The organism is Streptomyces sp. NPDC041713, from assembly GCF_055591085.1.
On the sequence record NZ_JBVIZY010000001.1, the window covers coordinates 394790 to 412303 of the forward strand.

General features: G+C 73.3%; 13 protein-coding genes and 1 pseudogene. 6 read left to right on the forward strand and 8 right to left on the reverse strand.

Annotated elements, in window-relative coordinates; genetic code table 11:
• Window positions 1–23: 23 nt before the first annotated feature.
• The gene (locus ACZ6CV_RS01715; RefSeq protein ID WP_469248783.1) at window positions 24–1265 is read right to left on the reverse strand and encodes a cytochrome P450; all 1242 of its coding nucleotides are present in this window, start codon (window positions 1263–1265) and stop codon (window positions 24–26) included.
• Window positions 1266–1515: 250 nt separating this feature from the next.
• On the opposite strand from ACZ6CV_RS01715, the gene ACZ6CV_RS01720 reads away from it, so the two are divergent.
• Window positions 1516–2685 (forward strand): steroid 3-ketoacyl-CoA thiolase, encoded by a 1170-nt coding sequence (locus ACZ6CV_RS01720; protein WP_469248785.1) that lies wholly within the window; start codon window positions 1516–1518, stop codon window positions 2683–2685.
• Window positions 2686–2866: 181 nt separating this feature from the next.
• Complete coding sequence (locus ACZ6CV_RS01725; RefSeq protein WP_469248787.1) at window positions 2867–4126, forward strand: alpha/beta fold hydrolase family protein; 1260 nt, start codon at window positions 2867–2869, stop codon at window positions 4124–4126.
• A 100-nt stretch (window positions 4127–4226) separates the two neighbouring features.
• Here ACZ6CV_RS01725 and ACZ6CV_RS01730 read toward each other — a convergent pair whose 3' ends face one another.
• The 7 genes and pseudogenes from ACZ6CV_RS01730 to ACZ6CV_RS01760 all read right to left on the reverse strand — a co-directional run bounded on the left by ACZ6CV_RS01730 (window position 4227) and on the right by ACZ6CV_RS01760 (window position 12381).
• On the reverse strand, window positions 4227–4682 hold the full coding sequence (locus ACZ6CV_RS01730; RefSeq protein WP_469249591.1) for an aggregation-promoting factor C-terminal-like domain-containing protein: 456 nt from the start codon (window positions 4680–4682) through the stop codon (window positions 4227–4229).
• A gap of 337 nt (window positions 4683–5019) precedes the next feature.
• On the reverse strand, window positions 5020–5856 hold the full coding sequence (locus ACZ6CV_RS01735) for an ECF transporter S component (protein ID WP_469248789.1): 837 nt from the start codon (window positions 5854–5856) through the stop codon (window positions 5020–5022).
• The gene (locus ACZ6CV_RS01740) at window positions 5853–7589 is read right to left on the reverse strand and encodes an ABC transporter ATP-binding protein (RefSeq protein WP_469248791.1); all 1737 of its coding nucleotides are present in this window, start codon (window positions 7587–7589) and stop codon (window positions 5853–5855) included. The genes ACZ6CV_RS01735 and ACZ6CV_RS01740 overlap by 4 nt, the downstream gene beginning before the upstream one ends.
• 314 nt (window positions 7590–7903) lie before the next feature.
• Window positions 7904–9037: pseudogene (locus tag ACZ6CV_RS01745) on the reverse strand (energy-coupling factor transporter transmembrane component T); the annotation flags it as partial.
• Window positions 9038–9077: 40 nt separating this feature from the next.
• A complete protein-coding gene (locus ACZ6CV_RS01750; protein WP_469248793.1) occupies window positions 9078–9776 on the reverse strand; it encodes an SCO2322 family protein in 699 nt (232 codons plus the stop codon).
• Entirely contained in the window at window positions 9773–11005 is a 1233-nt protein-coding gene (locus ACZ6CV_RS01755) for a prenyltransferase/squalene oxidase repeat-containing protein (RefSeq protein ID WP_469248795.1), read from the reverse strand. The genes ACZ6CV_RS01750 and ACZ6CV_RS01755 overlap by 4 nt, the downstream gene beginning before the upstream one ends.
• A 308-nt stretch (window positions 11006–11313) precedes the next feature.
• Window positions 11314–12381 (reverse strand): MBL fold metallo-hydrolase, encoded by a 1068-nt coding sequence (locus tag ACZ6CV_RS01760; protein ID WP_469248797.1) that lies wholly within the window; start codon window positions 12379–12381, stop codon window positions 11314–11316.
• 174 nt (window positions 12382–12555) lie between these two features.
• Here ACZ6CV_RS01760 and ACZ6CV_RS01765 point away from each other — a divergent pair, with 174 nt between their 5' ends.
• The 4 genes from ACZ6CV_RS01765 to ACZ6CV_RS01780 all read left to right on the forward strand — a co-directional run bounded on the left by ACZ6CV_RS01765 (window position 12556) and on the right by ACZ6CV_RS01780 (window position 17378).
• Complete coding sequence (locus tag ACZ6CV_RS01765) at window positions 12556–14022, forward strand: aldehyde dehydrogenase (protein ID WP_469248799.1); 1467 nt, start codon at window positions 12556–12558, stop codon at window positions 14020–14022.
• Entirely contained in the window at window positions 14022–14255 is a 234-nt protein-coding gene (locus ACZ6CV_RS01770; RefSeq protein ID WP_469248801.1) for a ferredoxin, read from the forward strand. Before ACZ6CV_RS01765 ends, ACZ6CV_RS01770 begins: the two co-directional genes overlap by 1 nt.
• Window positions 14256–14487: 232 nt before the next feature.
• Entirely contained in the window at window positions 14488–17208 is a 2721-nt protein-coding gene (gene lanKC, locus ACZ6CV_RS01775; protein ID WP_469248803.1) for a class III lanthionine synthetase LanKC, read from the forward strand.
• Between the two features lie 47 nt (window positions 17209–17255).
• Window positions 17256–17378 carry a SapB/AmfS family lanthipeptide gene (locus ACZ6CV_RS01780; protein ID WP_469248805.1) on the forward strand — a complete coding sequence of 41 codons (123 nt, stop codon included), beginning with the start codon at window positions 17256–17258 and terminating at the stop codon, window positions 17376–17378.
• Window positions 17379–17514 lie beyond the last annotated feature (136 nt).

Consider the following 17514-nt stretch of genomic DNA (forward strand, 5'->3'; position numbering starts at 1 on the left):
ACCGGCCGCTGACCCGGCGTCCCTCAGGCGCTGACCTGCAGTTCCTTGATGCCGTTGAGCCAGGCGGAGCGCAGCCTGCGCGGGTCGCCGGTCAGGTGCAGGCCGGGCATGGCGTCGGCGATCGCGTTGAAGATGAGGTTGATCTCCAGGACCGCGAGGGACTTGCCGAGGCAGAAATGCGGTCCGCCGCCGCCGAAGCCGAGGTGCGGATTCGGGTCACGGGTGATGTCGAACCGCTCCGGCGATTCGAACACGTCGGGGTCGTTGTTGGCCGACGAGTAGAAGATGCCGACGCGGTCGCCCCGCTTGATCCGGGCGCCGCCGAGCTCGGTGTCCTCGGTGGCCGTGCGCTGGAAGGAGACGACCGGGGTCGCCCAGCGCACGATCTCCTCGGCCGCCGTCGCCGGGCGCTCGCGTTTGAAGAGCTCCCACTGGTCCGGATGGGTGAGGAAGGCGTGCATGCCGTGGGTGATGGCGTTGCGGGTGGTCTCGTTGCCGGCCACCGCGAGCAGGATCACGAAGAAGCCGAACTCGTCGCCGGAGAGGTTGCCCTCGTCCTCGGCCGCCACCAGTTGGCTGACGATGTCCTTGGCGGGGCACTCCTTGCGGGCCGCGGCGAGGTTCATCGCGTACGCGACGATCTCCATCGCCGCCTCGGCGCCGACCTCCTCGGTGATGGCGTACTCCGGATCGTCGTACGCCGCCATCTTGTTGGACCAGTCGAAGATCTTGGAGCGGTCCTCCTGCGGCACGCCGATCAGCTCGGCGATGGCCTGGAGCGGCAGCTCGACGGCTACGTTCGTGACGAAGTCGAAGGAGCCGTCGGGGGCCGCGCCGGCGAGGGCCGCCTCGACGATGGAGCCGGCGCGGGCGCGCAGCGCGTCCTCCAGGGAGCGGATGGCGCGGGGGGTGAAGCCGCGCTGGACGATCTGGCGGACCCGGGTGTGCTCCGGCGGGTCCATGTTGAGCATGATGAGCTTCTGGACCTCGATCTGGTCCCGGGTGATCGTCTCGTTGAAGCGGATGATCGCGGTGTTGAGGTTGGAGGAGAACAACTCCGGGTGCGTGGAGACGTACTTGACGTCCTCGTGCCGCGTGACGGCCCAGTAGCCCGCGTCGTCGTAGCCGGATATGCGGGGCGGCTGGGTGATCCAGCGCACCGGCTCGGTCTGCCGCAGCCGGGCGAACTCCGGCAGCGGTACGCGGCTCTGCAGCAGGTCGGGGTCGGTGAAGTCGAACCCGTCGGGCAGCGCTGGACAGGTCATCGGCAACTCCAGGCGGTGAACTGAGTTCTGACGGACCATCAGGCAGTGGCTCGAAAGGTAGTAACGGGTTCTACAAGAGGCAAGGGCCAGGACCGGACGATTACGCGCGCGTCCCGCGCAAGGTGCGTGCAAGACCCTTGCGGCACATGGGTCCGGCTCAGCAGACTGCTGCACAGAACTAGAACGCGTACTAGTTCCACTCGCGAGCCGCCGGGACGGCTCGCGGGACGTGGAGGGAGAGGACGAGCCCATGGCCGCGGAACCCGTCATCGTCGAAGCAGTACGCACGCCCATCGGCAAGCGCGCAGGCGCGCTCGCCAATCTCCACCCCGCCTATCTGCTCGGCGAGACCTATCGCGAACTCCTCGGCCGTACCGGCATCCAGGCCGACTGCGTCGAGCAGATCGTCGGCGGCACGGTGACGCACGCCGGCGAGCAGTCCATGAACCCGGCGCGCACCGCCTGGCTCACCATGGGCCTGCCGTACGAGACCGCGGCGACCACCGTGGACTGCCAGTGCGGCTCCTCGCAGCAGGCGAGCCACATGGTCGCCAACATGGTCGCGGCCGGCGTCATCGACGTCGGGATCAGCTGCGGCGTCGAGGCGATGTCGCGGGTGCCGCTCGGCTCGGGGTCCAAGCACGGGCCCGGCAAGCCGTTCCCCGAGGAGTGGAACGTCGACCTGCCCAACCAGTTCGAGGCCGCCGAGCGCATCGCCCGCAAGCGCGGCCTCACCCGCGAGAACGTCGACTCCCTCGGCCTCATCTCGCAGGAGCGGGCGGCCGTCGCCTGGGCGGAGGAACGCTTCAAGCGCGAGACGTTCGCCGTGCAGGTGCCCACCACGGAGGAGGAACAGGCCGCGGGGCAGGGCATGTGGCGGCTCGTCGACCGCGACGAGGGGCTGCGCGACACCACGATGGAGGCGCTCGGCGGCCTCAAGCCGGTCATGCCGACCGCCGTGCACACGGCGGGCAACTCCTCGCAGATCTCGGACGGGGCGGCGGCCATCATGTGGGCGTCCAAGCGGATGGCGCGCGCCCTGAAGCTGAAGCCGCGGGCGCGGATCGTCGCGCAGGCGCTGGTCGGCGCGGACCCGCACTTCCACCTCGACGGGCCGGTCGACGCGACGCGGGCGGTGCTCGGCAAGGCGGGGATGTCCCTGAAGGACATCGACATCGTCGAGATCAACGAGGCGTTCGCCTCAGTGGTGTTGAGCTGGGCGCAGGTCTTCGGGCAGGACCTGGAGAAGGTGAACGTGAACGGCGGGGCGATCGCGTTGGGCCATCCCGTGGGCGCGACCGGGGCGCGGCTCATCACGACGGCGCTGCACGAACTGGAGCGCAGGGACAAGGAGTTCGCGCTGGTGACGATGTGTGCGGGGGGTGCGGTGGCGACGGGGACGATTTTGCAGCGGCTGTAGGTGTCGTGGGGTGGGGTGGGCGTCTGGCGTGGCTCGGTCCGTCACCGGCTCCGCCGAGTTCGTCCTCAAGCGCCGGACGGGCTGAATCTGTCCCGGCCCGTCGTCCAGGGGGCGTACGTACACCCTCCGTCGGGGGGAATGTCGGATGTCGCGGTTGGACGTGGGTTCGTAGCGTCTTCGTATGACCAACTCGACTTGCCGCCATGGCCGTTCCGTACGACGAGGGGGCGCCGTTCTCCTCGCTCTCGTGCTCGGGGGGCTTGCTGTCGCGCCCGCCGGGCAGGCCGCGCAGGCCGCTCAGGGGGAAGAACAAGGTTCCGTCGTCGTGCGGGACGGGGGGCGGGGTGCGTTGCTGCGGGTTGCGCCCGTCGCCGACCTCAGCCGTGCCCAGGTCGTCGCCTTCCTCAAGGAGGGGGAGGTCGGCACGGCGACCGTGCGGTACGGGGTGACGGCGTACCGTCTCACCTACCGCACCGTCGACACCCAGGGCCGGCCCACCACCGCCACCGGCCTCCTCGTGCTGCCGAAGAGCCCCGGCGCCCGGCCCCTCGGGCTCGTCTCCGACACCCACGGCACCATGGCCCACCGCGACTACGCGCCCTCCGTGGCCGAGGACTTCGGGCGGCTGACCCCCTATCTGCACGCCGCCGCGGGCAAGGCCGTCGCCGCCCCGGACTATCTCGGGCTCGGGCGCGGGCCCGGCCGTCACCCGTACATGGACACGCACTCCGCGGTGACCGCGTCCGAGGACATGCTGCGGGCCGCGCGCAGCGCCGCGCACCGGCAGGGGCGGCCCCTCTCCGGTGACCTGTACCTCACCGGGTTCTCGCAGGGCGGGCAGGTGGCGATGGCGCTGGGCCGGCAGGTGCGGGGTACGACCGACGGGTTCACCGTGCGGGCCGTCGCTCCGGTCAGCGGGCCCTACGACCTGGCCGGCGAGGAGATGCCCGCCCTCCTCGACGGCCGGGTCAACGACACGAGCGGCGTCTTCTACCTCTCGTACTTCCTGGTGGCCCAGAACCGTCTGCACCCGATCTACCGGGACCCCGCAGAGGTGTTCCGCGCGCCCTACGCGGACCGGGTCGAGCAGCTCTTCGACGGGCGGCACGGGGAGGAGGACGTCATCGGGGCGCTGCCCCGGTCGGCTAAGGAGCTGGTCACGCCCGCCTTCTACGAGCGGCTGCGGCACCCGGCGGGCGGCCTCAAGGAGGCCCTGACCGCGAACGACGGGTCCTGCGACTGGAAGCCCGCCGCCCCCGTACGGCTCTACGCGGCGCGGGGCGACACCGACGTGCCCATCGGGAACGCCCGTAGCTGCGCGGCCGACCTCGCCGGGCACGGCGTGCGGGCCCCGGTCATGGACCTGGGCGACGTGCCGCACATGCGGTCGGTGGCGATGGCGGCACCGAAGATCGTCCGGTGGTTCGCGGCGGTGCGCTGAGAGCCGAAAGAGGCGGCAACCCCTGAGTGAGGGGTTGCCGCCTCTTTCAACGGCTCAGCGGCTCAGCGGCTCACCGGCTCGGCGGATATGCGGCTGCGGCTCAGTACCAGCCGTTCGCCTGCCAGTGGTTCCAGGCGCCGACCGGGCTGCCGTAGCGCTCGTTCATGTACTTCAGACCCCACTCGATCTGGGTCTCGGGGTTGGTCTTCCAGTCGGAGCCCGCGGAGGCCATCTTCGAGCCGGGCAGGGCCTGGACCAGGCCGTAGGCGCCGGACGCGGAGTTGGTCGCGCTCGGGTTCCAGCCGCTCTCGTGCGAGACGATCTTGTCGAAGGCGGCGAACTGCGCGGGGTCCGCGATCTTCTTCTTGGCGATCGCCTTGGCCGAGGTCGGCGCGGCGGCGGGGGCGGCGGCCGGGGCGGCCGCCTTCGTGGTGGTCGGGGTGGCTGCCTGGGCCGGGGCCGCGGCGAAGACCATGCCGGAGGCGGCAGCGGCGACGAGGCCGCCGGTGAGGGCCTTCTTCGGGGAAGCGATGCGGCGGATGAGCGAGGCGGACACGGAGGACCTTCCGGTGGGGGACGGGGAGTCGCGGTGCACGCCGTGGAACGTGGGGGACATGCGGCGGCGCCGCGTCCCCGGGGGGTCGTCGGCGCCGTGCGACTCCTCCACAGAAACAGCCGCCCCCGGGTGAGTGCAATGTCCGTATTTACTAGTGGAAGTCGCATCCGCGCCGAACGTCCATCGTGTGATGTGGCTCTCAATGCGCAGGTCAGGGGCAGTTTTGATGTGGGCACATCAAGACGCGCGGCCTACGCCCCCGCTTCGTAGAGGACGAAAGACCTGTGGGCCGCCTCACGCCGAAGGGACCTCGAAATGACGCGTAGCGACCGGCCGCTCACGGCTTCGGGGCGGTGAATGTGACGGGCGCCTCGAAGGCCGCCCGGCGCGTGGCCCGGCGCAGCGCCTTGAGGACGGCGGGACCGAGCGCGAGGCTCAGCAGCACGGTGACCACGGCACGCGGCAGGTCCCAGCCGAGCGAGGTCGCCAGGCAGTACGCGACGAAACGGCCGAGGTTGTCCGCCAGCGGGTCGCCCGGCACGAAGGAGACACCGGTGGCCAGGCCGCCCAGGTAGGGCCAGCCCTGGAGGTTCATCACCGTGCCGTACAGCACCGAGGACACCGCCCCGTAGACCGCGAGCAGCCACAGCTCACGCCGTCCGCGCAGGGTGTCGGGGCCCGGCAGCAGCCCCGCGCCCATGCAGACCCAGCCCATCGACAGCATCTGGAACGGCATCCACGGCCCGACCCCGCCGGTCAGCAGCGCCGAGGCGAACATCGACACCGCGCCGAGCACGAACCCGAAGCCCGGCCCGAGCACCCGCCCGCTCAGCACCATCAGGAAGAACATCGGCTCGATGCCCGCCGTCCCCGCGCCCAGCGGCCGCAGCGCGGCGCCGGCCGCGGCGAGGACGCCGAGCATGGCGATGGCCTTCGCGTCGAGTCCGACGTCCGCGATCGTCGCCACCACCACGGCGAGCAGCAGCGGAAGCAGCGCCGCGAACAGCCAGGGCGCGTCCTGCGCGTGCTCGCTGAGCCCGGAGCCGCCGCCCGCGAGCAGCGGCCACCCGAAGGCGACCACGCCGACCGCGCTGACCAGCGCGAGCGCGGCGATCGAGCGGCGGCCAAGACGGATGGGCCGTGCCTGGCGCCGGGTCTTCGCGGCGGCCGTCACGACGGGCCCGTGCCGTCCGCGTCCAGCGCCTGCCGCACCTGCGTCACGGTCAGCCACTCCTGCGGCGCCAGGATCTTCGTGACCTGCGGCGCGAACGACGGCGACGCCACCACGACCTGCTCGGTCGGGCCGTCCGCGACCACCTCGCCGTCCGCGAGGATCACCACGCGGTGCGCGATCTCGGCGGCCAGCTCGACGTCGTGCGTGGCGAGCACCAGCGCGTGCCCCGTGGCGGCGAGCCCGCGCAGGACGGTGACCAGGCGGGCCTTGGCCGCGTAGTCGAGGCCGCGGGTCGGCTCGTCCAGGAGGAGCAGGGGCGGCCGCGCGGTGAGGACGATCGACAGGGCGAGCGCGAGCCGCTGGCCCTCGGAGAGGTCACGGGGGTGGGTGTCGTCCGCGATGCCGGGCAGCAGCTCGCTCACCAGGGCCCGGCAGGTCCCCGGCGCCGCCTCGGCGTCGTGGTCGGCGGCCGCGCACTCGGCGGCCACCGTGTCCGCGTACAGCAGGTCGCGCGGTTCCTGGGGGACCAGGCCGACGTGCCGGATCAGCCGGCGCGGGGGCGTGCGGTGCGGGACCGCGCCGCCGACGCGGACCGTGCCGGAGGTCGGTTCGAGCAGGCCGACCAGGGCGGACAGGAGCGTGGACTTGCCCGCGCCGTTGCGGCCCATCAGGGCGACGGTCTCGCCGGGGGTCACGGTGAGGTCGACGCGGCGCAGCGCCTCGACGCGCCCGCGCCGCACGGCGAGACGGTCGACGACGGCGGCGGCCGCCCCCTCGGAGGCGCCGCCCAAGGCCGCACGATCCCCGGCCGCGCGGTCCTCGGTCGTACGGTTCCTGCGCGGCCGGGACCACCGCCCGGACGGCTTCTCCGCGGACCCGCGGGCCCGCTCGGGTGGGGTCTCCCGGGGCGGCCGGGCCCCGGCGAGCCGCTCCCGGAGGGCGCCCGCCCCGCGCCGCGCGTCGCGCACGGTCAACGGCAGCGGCGACCAGCCCGCGAGTCGGCCGAGCGCGACCACCGGGGGAAAGACGGGGGAGCGGGCCATCAGCGCGGCCGGGTCGCCGAGCACCGGAGGCTCGCCCGGCGCGGCGAGCAGCAGCACCTGGTCCGCGTACTGCACCACCCGCTCCAGGCGGTGCTCGGCCATCAGGACCGTGGTGCCCAGGTCGTGGACGAGCCGCTGCAGCACCGCGAGGACCTCTTCGGCGGCGGCCGGGTCGAGCGCGGACGTCGGCTCGTCGAGGACCAGGACCCGCGGGTGCGGGGTGAGCACGGAGCCGATGGCGACGCGCTGCCGCTGGCCGCCGGACAGGGTCGCGATGGGCCGCTCGCGCAGGTCGGCGAGGCCGAGCAGGTCCAGGGTCTCCTCGACGCGGCGGCGCATCACGTCCGGGGCGAGGCCCAGCGACTCCATGCCGTACGCCAGCTCGTCCTCGACGGTGTCCGTCACGAAGTGCGCGAGCGGGTCCTGGCCCACCGTGCCGACGACGTCGGCGAGTTCGCGCGGTTTGTGGGTACGGGTGTCGCGGCCCGCCACGGTCACGCGCCCGCGCAGGGTGCCGCCGGTGAAGTGCGGCACGAGCCCGCTCACGGTGCCGAGCAGGGTGGACTTGCCGACCCCGGACGGCCCGACGACCAGGACCAGTTCGCCCTCGGGCACGGTGAGGTCGACCCCGCGGACGGTGGGCCCGGTCGCCCCCTCGTAGCGCACCGAGACGTCCTCGAAGCGGATCATGAGGTCTCCTCGGGAGAAGCGGAAGAGGGGGCTGAGGGGGGTACGGGGGCGGCGGCCTGGTGCGGGGGAGGCGTGCGCCAGGCGGCGGGCGAGGGCTTCTCCGCGGGGGCGGGCTCTCGCGGGTCGGCGGGCTCGGACCCCGATCCGCTCGCGGCCTGGTGCGGGTGAGGCGTGCGCCAGGCGGCGGGCGAGGGCCTCTCCGCCGGGTCGGGCTCCCGCAGGTCGGCGGACGCGGACTCCGACCCGCTCGCCACACCGGCCCGCCCCGTCGCAGTCGCCCCGGTCCGCCCGCTCGTCGCCCCGCCCCGCCCCGCCCCCGTCCCCTCGGCCGGTACCGGTGCCACGAGCGCCGGCAGCAGTCCGAGCAGCACCGCCGCCGCGGGCCACAGCGGCAGCGTCGGTGCGACCAGCGGTACGACACCGGGCTGCAGCGCGGCCGGGTCGTACGAGGCGGCCCAGATCATCAGCCCCGCCACCGCGGCCCCCGACCCGGCGACCAGCCAGGCGCGCACGCCCCACGGGTCGGGCCGGTAGCGGGTGCGCACCGAGCGGCGGCCGCCGAGCCGCAGCCCCGCGAGCGCGGCGAGCAGGCCGACGAGCAGCACGGGCAGGCCGTAGGCGGAGCCCTGTGCGGTCAGCAGCCCGTACGTCCCGACGCAGACGCCCATCAGACCGCCGAGGGTCAGCACCGCCGTGGCCCTGCGCACCCCGGCGGGGACCGGCGCGGTCCGGCCGAAGCCCCGCGCGTCCATCGCCGCCGCCAGCGCCACCGACCGCTCCAGGGCACCCTCCAGGACCGGAAGGCCGACCTGCAGCAGCCCGCGCATCCCCTTGTCGGGACGGCCGCGCAGCCGCCGGGCGGCCCGCAGCCGCTGCACGTCGGTGATGAGGTTCGGCGCGAACGTCATCGCCACGACGACGGCGACCCCCACCTCGTACAGCGCGCCCGGCAGCGACTTGAGCAGCCGGGCCGGGCTCGCCAGCGCGTTCGCGGCGCCGACACAGATCAGCAGCCCGGCGAGGCGGATGCCGTCGTAGAGCGCGAAGGTCACGCCCTCGGCCGTGACCCGGCCGCCGATCCGCACGCCCCTGGCCCAGTCGGGCAGCGGCACCTCGGGCAGCGTGACGAGCGTGTGCGTGCCGGGGATCGGCGAGCCGAGCACCACCGCGAAGACCAGCCGGATCGCGATGACCACGAGCCCCAGCTTCACGAACGCGCCGTACGACTTCGCCCACGGCGCCGACGTCCGCCGCGCCGCCACCACATAGCCCGCGACGCCGATCAGCAACCCGATGAGCAGCGGATTGGTGGTGCGGGACGCGGCGGTGCCGAGGCCGATGGCCCACACCCACCAGGCGCCCGGGTGCAGTGCGTTGCTCCGGTGCGCCTCGGGGGCGAGGCGGCGGCGCAGCGCTCCCGGCGCGCGCCCGCCGTGGTCGTCCGTCATCGGGCCGTCCGTGTCCGTCGTGTCCGTCGTCCGTGCCGCGTCAGCCGCGCCGGCGCCGGGCCTGCCAGAGGGCGGCGCCGCCCAGCAGGGCGACGGCGACGACCCCGGCGATCAGGCCGAACGAGGGCCCGCCGGCGTCGCCGTCCCGCTCGGAGGGCGCGTCGGCCGACTCCTGCTTTCCGGCGCCGTCCCCGGCGACCTGCTCGCCGCAGCCCGTCTTCGGGTAGCCGTCGATGGCGCAGAGCAGCGCCTTGCTGTCGTAGCGCAGCGGCTTGGCGACCGAGGCGAGCGCCTCCGCGCTGGTGGCGTCCTCGCCGACCCTGGCGCAGGCGGTACGCGGCTTCGGCGGGGTCTCCCCGTCGGGGGCGTCGCCCGCCGTGCCGAAGTCGACGACGAGGGCGACGCGCTTGCGGCCGTCCTCGGCCGGGGTCTTCGCGCAGATGTCCCGGAAGCCGGCGGCCCCGCGCGGCTTCGCGGCGTCCTTGGAGTCCTCGGAGACCGCGAAGCGGAAGCCCTGCACGGCGCCGTCCTCGGGCCGCGCGGTGCCGGGGCCCTGACTCGCGTACGTCCACCCGGCGCCGTCCCGGTCCCAGAACGACCAGTAGCGGTAGCCGGCGGCCTGGGCGGGTGCGACTCCGAGGACGCAGAGGAGCGCGGCGAGGACGGTTCCGAGCGTCAGGGCGCGGGCGCGCCGCCCGGCCCGCGCCGGGCGCCCGCGCCGCTCGCGGCCTCGCGTCACGGCTGCTTCTTCTTGCGGTTGCCGCTGTACAGGAAGCCGATGCCGATGCCGGCGACCAGGCCGACGCCGATGATCCACCAGACGCTAACGCCGCCGTCGTCGTCCTTCTTCTTGTCGTCCTCGTCCGACGCGGTGGCCGAGTCCGAGGCGCCCTGCGGGGCGGGGCCCTGCGCGTTCAGCTGCTCGACGAGGTCGGCGCCGCCGAAGTCGCGGGCGTCGAGGCCGGTCGCGTGCGCGGCGAAGATCAGCTGGGCGTACGCGGCGGGGCCCGCCTCCTTCGCCCACTCCGCGGAGTTCTTCGTCAGCCACTCGGCGGACTTCTCGGCCTGCTCCTTCTGCCCGGCGGCGGCGAGGGCGATCACGGCGTCCGCGGTGTTGCCGACGTCCGGCTGGTCGGTGCCGCCCGGCGTCGGGGCCACCAGGTGGCCGTCGGTCTTGTCGAGGGTCTTCAGGAGGTAGCCGGTGCCGTTGCTCGCGGCCTGCGCGGCGGTGTCGGGCTCGGCGCACTTCGGGGCGCCGGACGCGTTCTTCTTGGCGGGCGTCACGACCAGGCCCCGGCCGAGGCTGCCGAGCACGCCGGCCGCGGTGGCGTCGGCGTTCGGCGCGAGCTTGCCGGACTTCATGTCGGCGAGGCCGAAGGCACCGCCGTCCTTGCCGCAGTCCATCGCGAGCTCGGACAGCGCGTCGTAGGGCGACTTGCGGTCCCGGGACTTGGCGGAGGTGGGGTTCTCGCCGGCCGCGACGAGCGCGCCGACGACGATGCCGGTGGAGTTCGCGTCGGAGGGCAGGCCCGGGTTGTAGCCCCAGCCGCCGTCCTTGTTCTGCACCGACTTCAGCCACTGGACGCTCTTCTTGACCGTCTTGTCCTGGCCGCCGAGGGCGGTGAGGGCCTGGACGGCGGCGGCGGTGGAGTTGCTGTCGACGGCGGTCTTGGAGTTGCACGGCTCGGTGGCGTCCGCGCGGAACGGCGCGAAGCCGCCGCTCGCGCACTGCTGCCCGGTCAGCCAGTCGACGGCCTTGGCGGCGGGCTGCACGCCCTCGGTGTGCTGGGCGAGCAGGGCGTACGACTGGCGGAAGACGCCGTCGAACTTGGGGTCCTTCTTGCCGTAGAGGCCCGAGGGGAGCGCGGTCGAGGGCTTCGGGGAGGGGGCCGCGACGGCGGCCGGTGCGGCGGCCGAGCCCAGCACGGCGACGGCGGCCAGGACCGCGGCGCTGCGACGAACGTTCATGATGGGGCGGGTTGCCTCTCCCTGCGGGGAGCGGGGCGCACGGCACCGTGCGGGCACGGCCTCCGGGCGGCTCCGGCTCCGTATACCTCGACGGTGCCGCTCACCGGGGTCCGGTGACGCGAGCCGGTCACGTTCCGCGCCGGGCATTCCGGCTCACCACTCGGTGTGGTGCACGGATTGGGGTCTCCCCTGCTCGAGCGAAGCCGAGAGCTCGGGGAAGGGTCAGCGCCGGAATTCCACCGGCTTCCCCCTGCGCGGACGTGAGGACGACGCACTCACTCTACCGGCCGGTCCGCGGGCTCCTCGGGTCACACCGCCACGAACGTGAGCGGATCGCTCCCGGCCACGGCCTCCGCGCGCCCCAGCTTCACCAGGCGCCGGACGTGGGCCTCCGCCTCCGACACGGCGATGTTGCGCGAGCCGTAGGGGATCTGTGCCCAGGGTCGGTTCCACTCCATGCGCTCGGCGAGCTGCCAGGGGGTGAGGGGCTCGGCGAGCAGGGTGAGCAGGCCGGTCAGGCGCTCCTCGTGGTGGTCGAGGAGTTCGCGGACCCGGCCGGGGGCGTCGGCGAACGCGCGCTGATGGGCGGGGAGCACCTCGGCGGGGGCGAGCCGCCCGACGCGTTCCAGGGAGTCGAGGTAGTCGCCGAGGGGATCGGTCACCAGGTGGTCGTCGGGGTCCTCGTACAGGCCGATGTGCGGGGTGATGCCGGGCAGCAGATGGTCGCCGGAGAAGAGCCGGCCGTTGCCCCGCAGGCCCGCCGGGTGGTCCTCCTCCAGGTGCAGGCAGACGTGGCCCGGGGTGTGGCCGGGGGTCCAGATCGCCCGCAGCCGCCGGCCCGGCAGGGCGAGCAGGTCACCGGGCGTGATGTCCCGGTCGGGCAGCGCGGGGTCGAGGCCGGGCAGCCCGCGCGGCCTGCCCTCCTCGCGGGCGCGGATCAGCGGGGCGACGTGGTCGGCGGGGGCGCCCGCGGCGGTGAGCTTGGCGGCCATGTAGCCGTACCAGCGCTCGGGCGGGTTGGCGCGGGTGCGGCGTACGACGGAGGCGTCCGCCTCGTGCATCGCGATCCAGGCGCCCGAGGCCTCGCGGACCTTCGCGGAGAGACCGTGGTGGTCGGGGTGGTGGTGGGTGATGACGACGCCGTGCACCTCGGCGACGGTGGTCCCGCAGGCGGCGAGCCCGGCGGTGAGCGTGGCCCAGGACGTCGGGTCGTCCCAGCCGGTGTCGATCAGGACCGGGCCCGCGTCGGTGTCCAGGAGGTGGACCAGGGTGTGGCCGAGGGGGTTGTCGGGGATCGGGACCTTGATGCTCCGGACGCCGCCGCCGTGCTCGATCACCGGCGGGCCGCTCGCCTGCGTGCCGCTCACCTGCGTCATGGGCGCCTCGTCTCTGTCGCTGGTGCCGCCACTATAACTAGAACTAGTTTCAATGGTCGCCCAAGTCGACCGACCTGGTGGCGAGTTGGCCCTTCCGTTCGAGGACTCCGCCAACTAGAACTGGTATCAGTTCTGAAACAGTGTCAGGAAGCGCTCCGCAGGAGGCAGTCAGCCATGACCGAGCTCGTGGAACACGGACAGCTGTTCATCGGCGGGGAGTTGGTGGACCCGCTCGGCAAGGGCGTCATCGACGTCGTCTCCCCGCACACCGAAGAGGTCTTCGCCCGCGTGCCGCACGCGGCCCCCGCCGACGTGGACCGCGCCGTCGCCGCCGCCCGGGCCGCCTTCGAGCACGGCCCCTGGCCCCGGATGACCCTGGACGAGCGCATCGAGGTCGTCACGAAGATCAAGGACGGGTTCGCGGTACGCCACGAGGAGATCGCCCGCGTCATCAGCTCCGAGAACGGCACCCCCTACACCTCCAGCGTGATGGTGCAGGCCCTCGCCGCGATGATGGTGTGGGACGCGGCGATCACCGTCGCCCGCGACTTCACCTACGAGGAGGCGCGCGACGGCGTGCTCGGCCGCCTCCTCGTGCGGCGCGAACCGGTGGGCGTCGTCGCGGCCGTCGTGCCGTGGAACGTCCCGCAGTTCACCGCCGCCGCCAAGCTCGCCCCCGCGCTGCTCGCCGGCTGCCCGGTGATCCTCAAGACCTCGCCGGAGGCACCGCTCGACGCGTACATCCTCGCCGAGCTCGCCGCCGAGGCCGGGCTGCCGGAGGGGGTGCTCTCGATCATCAGCGCCGACCGCGAGGTCAGCGAGTACCTCGTCGGGCACCCGGACGTCGACAAGGTCTCCTTCACCGGGTCCGTCGCCGCGGGCAAGCGCGTCATGGAGGTCGCGGCCCGCAATCTGACGCGCGTGACGCTGGAGCTCGGCGGCAAGTCGGCGGCCGTCGTGCTGCCGGACGCCGACGCCGCGGCCGCCGTCGCCGGCATCGTCCCGTTCGCCTGGATGGTCAACGGCCAGGCCTGCGTGGCGCAGACCCGCATCCTGGTGCCCCGCACCCGCTACGACGAGTTCGCCGAGGCCTTCGCCGCCGCCGCGTCCGCGCTCAAGGTCGGCGACCCGCTCGACCCCGCCACCGAACTCGGCCCACTCGTCGCCGAACGACAGCGCCAACGCTCCCTCGACTACATTCGCATCGGCCAGGAGGAGGGCGCCAAGATCCTGGCGGGCGGCGGCCGTCCGGCCGGCATCGACCGCGGCTGGTACGTCGAGCCGACCCTCTTCGGCGACGTCGACAACTCCATGCGGATCGCCCGCGAGGAGATCTTCGGCCCCGTCATCTGCCTGCTCCCGTACGGCGACGAGAGCGAGGCCGTACGCATCGCCGACGACTCCGACTACGGGCTCAGCGGCAGCGTCTGGACCGCCGACGTGGAGCGCGGCATCGACATCGCGCGCCGGGTGCGCACCGGCACGTACTCCGTGAACACCTTCAGCCTCGACATGCTCGGCCCCTTCGGTGGCTACAAGAACTCCGGCCTGGGACGGGAGTTCGGCCCCGAGGGGTACGGCGAGTACTTCGAGCACAAGATGATCCACCTCCCGGCCGGATATGAGGGGACGGGTGCCTGATGGGTGACCGCTGGCGCGTCGAGGTCGACCGGTCGGTGTGCATCGGCTCCGGCATGTGCGTGCTCACCGCGCCCGGCCGCTTCGAGCTGGACACCGCCCGCCAGTCGCACCCCGCGGACGCCGAGACCGACGCCAACGAGAAGGTCCTGGAGGCCGCGGAGGGCTGCCCCGTCGAGGCCATCACCCTCACGCTGACCGACGGCGGGGAGGTCGTGTTCCCGCCGGAGGAGTAGCCGAGGAGCAGTCGCCGTCACGCCGTCAACCGGTTGGCACCCGCGCCCCGTTCATCCGAGCGGGGCGCGGGTGTCGCCATTTGTCCTACCCGTCGATACCCTGATTCTCTCGAACATGAGCGAACGTGACTTTACGCATGCGTTCCGCACGCCCATCCGATGACACTCGTGACTGTTCCGCCCCCCGGCGCCCTGGAAATCTCTCTGCCACGCCGAGCAGAGAGGGGACACCATGGACAAGCGGTACGAGGTCTACTGTCTCGCCGACAGACACTTCTACGAGACCCCGGACCGACTCTCGTCCACGGGCACCGCGAGCGCCCCGGAATTCTCCGCGGCCCGCCGCCCCGTCCCCGCCGGCTGGCGTGCCGGCCGCACGGGTGACTGGCTCTCCGTCGTCCCGGTCGACGACAGCGGAGCCTCGCTCCCCGCCCCCCAGCAGGGCTGGAAGATCCACGTCTCCGCCACCCTGGAGAACGCGGACCGCGTCACGGAGATCGTCTGGGACTACTGCGTGCCCCGCACGATCCCCTTCAAGTTCGTGCCGGCCAAGCACCTGCTGCACCTGCGCAACAGCAAGTACGCCGGGCGCGACCACAGCGGCAAGGCCGTCACCGTCTACCCGGCCGACGAGAAGCAACTGCAGGAGATCGTCACCGAGTTGGGCGAGCTCCTCGACGGCTTCGAGGGCCCGTACATCCTCACCGACCTGCGCTGGCGGCAGGGCCCGCTCTACGTCAGGTACGGCGCGTTCACCCGCCGCATGGTCGACAACGGCCGGGGCACCCTGGTCCCCGCCATCGAGAACGGCGAGGGACAGCTCGTCCCCGACCCGCGCGACCCGGCCTTCAAGGTCCCCGAGTGGCTGACGCTGCCCGCCTTCCTCGAACCGGCGCTCGAGGCCCGCAACACGTCGACCGTCGCCGACCTGCCGTACCGCATCGAGAAGGCCCTGCACTTCTCCAACGGCGGCGGCGTCTACGCCGGCACCGACACCCGCGACGGCAGCAAGGTCGTCCTCAAGGAAGGCCGTCCGCACGCGGGACTCGCCGCCGACGGCGCCGACGCCGTGGCCCGGCTGGAGCGCGAGAAGGACGCCCTGGAGAAGCTCTCCGGACTCGGCGTGGCCCCCGAGGTGCGTGACTGGTTCCTCCTGGACGGCCACCGCTTCCTCGTCATGGACTTCCTTGAGGGCGCCACCCTCAACTCCTTCTTCGCCCACCGGCACCCGCTGTGCACCAGCGATCCGGACCCGGCCGAGATATCCGAGTACACGGCCTGGGCGCTGCGCATGCACCGCGCCGTCGAGGAGGCCGTCGCCGCCGTGCACGAGCGGGGCGTCGTCTTCAACGACCTGCACCTCTTCAACATCATGGTCGCGCCCGACGAACAGAGCGTGCGACTCCTCGACTTCGAGGCCGCGACCGCCGTGGGCGACGCGGGACGGCAGGTCGTCGCGCACCCCGGGTTCCTCGCCCCGCCGGACCGCACCGGCACGGACGTCGACCGCTACGCCTTGGCCTGTCTGCGCCTCGCCCTCTTCCTGCCGGTCACCACGCTGCTCTCCATCGACCGCGGCAAGGCGGCGCACTTCGCCGAGGTGATCGCGGCCGAATTCCCCGACGTACCGGCGGAGTTCCTCACCGAGGCGGTCGCCGAGATCGAGCACGGCGGACAGCGCGGGACGGCGGGGCACGAACCGGCGCCGGTCCGCGCGGCGGGAGACGCGGAGGCCCAGGAGGGGGGCATCCCGCAGGGGGGCGGGACCGGCGCCACCCGTCGGCCGGCCGGGGCGGCCGCACCGCTGGTCGACCCCGCCGACTGGCCCTACAGCCGCGACTCGATGGTCAAGGCGATCCTCGCGTCGGCCACCCCCGACCGCGACGACCGGCTCTTCCCCGGCGACATCGCCCAGTTCGCCGAGGGCGGCGGGCTCGGCCTCGCGCACGGCGCGGCCGGCGTCCTGCTGGCCCTCGCCGAGAGCGGCGCCGAACGGTACGAGGAGGGCGAGCGCTGGCTCCTGAAGCACACCGCGCCCGCCCCCACCGGCACCCCGCTCGGGCTGCACGACGGCCTCGCCGGCATCGCCCACGTCCTCGACCGGCTCGGCCACCGCACCCGCGCCCTCGACCTCATGGACCTCGTCCTCAGGGAGAAGTGGCAGCGCCTGCCCTCCGACCTGTACGGCGGCCTCGCGGGCCTCGGCCTCGCCCTCGACTCGCTCGCGCACAGCACCGGCGAGACGACCCTGGCCCGGCACGCGGAACAGGCGGCGGAACTGCTCGCCGCGCGGCTCACCGAACAGGACGCGGAGCCCGCCCCCAAGGCCGGGCGGCGCCGGGCCGGACTGCTGCGCGGAACCACCGGATCCGCCCTGCTCTTCCTGCGCCTGTACGAGCGGGGCGGCGATCCCGCCCTCCTCGACCTGGCGGCCCGCGCCCTGCGCGCCGACCTCGCCCAGTGCGTGAGCCACGAGAAGGACGGCAGCCTCTCGGTGAACGAGGGCTGGCGCACCATGCCCTACCTCGGCGCCGGCAGCGTCGGCATCGGCATGGTCCTCGACGACTACCTGGCGCACCGGGACGACGCCGCGTTCGAAGCGGCACGGCCCGGCATCCTGGCCGCCGCGCGCTCCCGCTTCTGCGTACAGCCCGGCCTCTTCCAGGGCCGCGCCGGACTGCTGCTGCACGTCAGCCGCAGCACCACGCCGGGCATCACCCCCGACGACGTCGCCGCGCAGGTCGAGGAGCTCGGCTGGTTCGCGATGTCGTACGCGGGCCAACTCGCCTTCCCCGGCGAGCAGATGCTGCGCCTCTCGATGGACCTGAACACCGGAACGGCCGGCTGCCTCCTCGCCCTCGCCGGGGCGCTCGGTGACGGCACCGCGCACGTCCCCTTCCTGCCGCCCCTGAGGCGGCCCCAGACCCGGTCCCGTGACATCGCGGGGTCGTGACACCACACCACGGGGGGCCTCAACTCCCCTTACAGAGAGGGAATCTCATGGCACTTCTCGACCTGCAGAGCATGGAATCCGACGAGATGACGGGCGGCGGCGGTGGCGGCGGCAGCCAGGCGAGCCTGCTGCTGTGCTGGAGCACGGCGAGCGTCGCCCTCTGTCTCTGATGTCCTACCGCTTCTGAGCGGAACGGCATGAAAGCCCGGGCGGGACCCTGCAAGGGGCCCGCCCGGGCCCACCGCTGTCCACGGCACCACGCGCGGGCCCGTGCGGCCCACGCACCCGACGAGGCGACGGAGACCC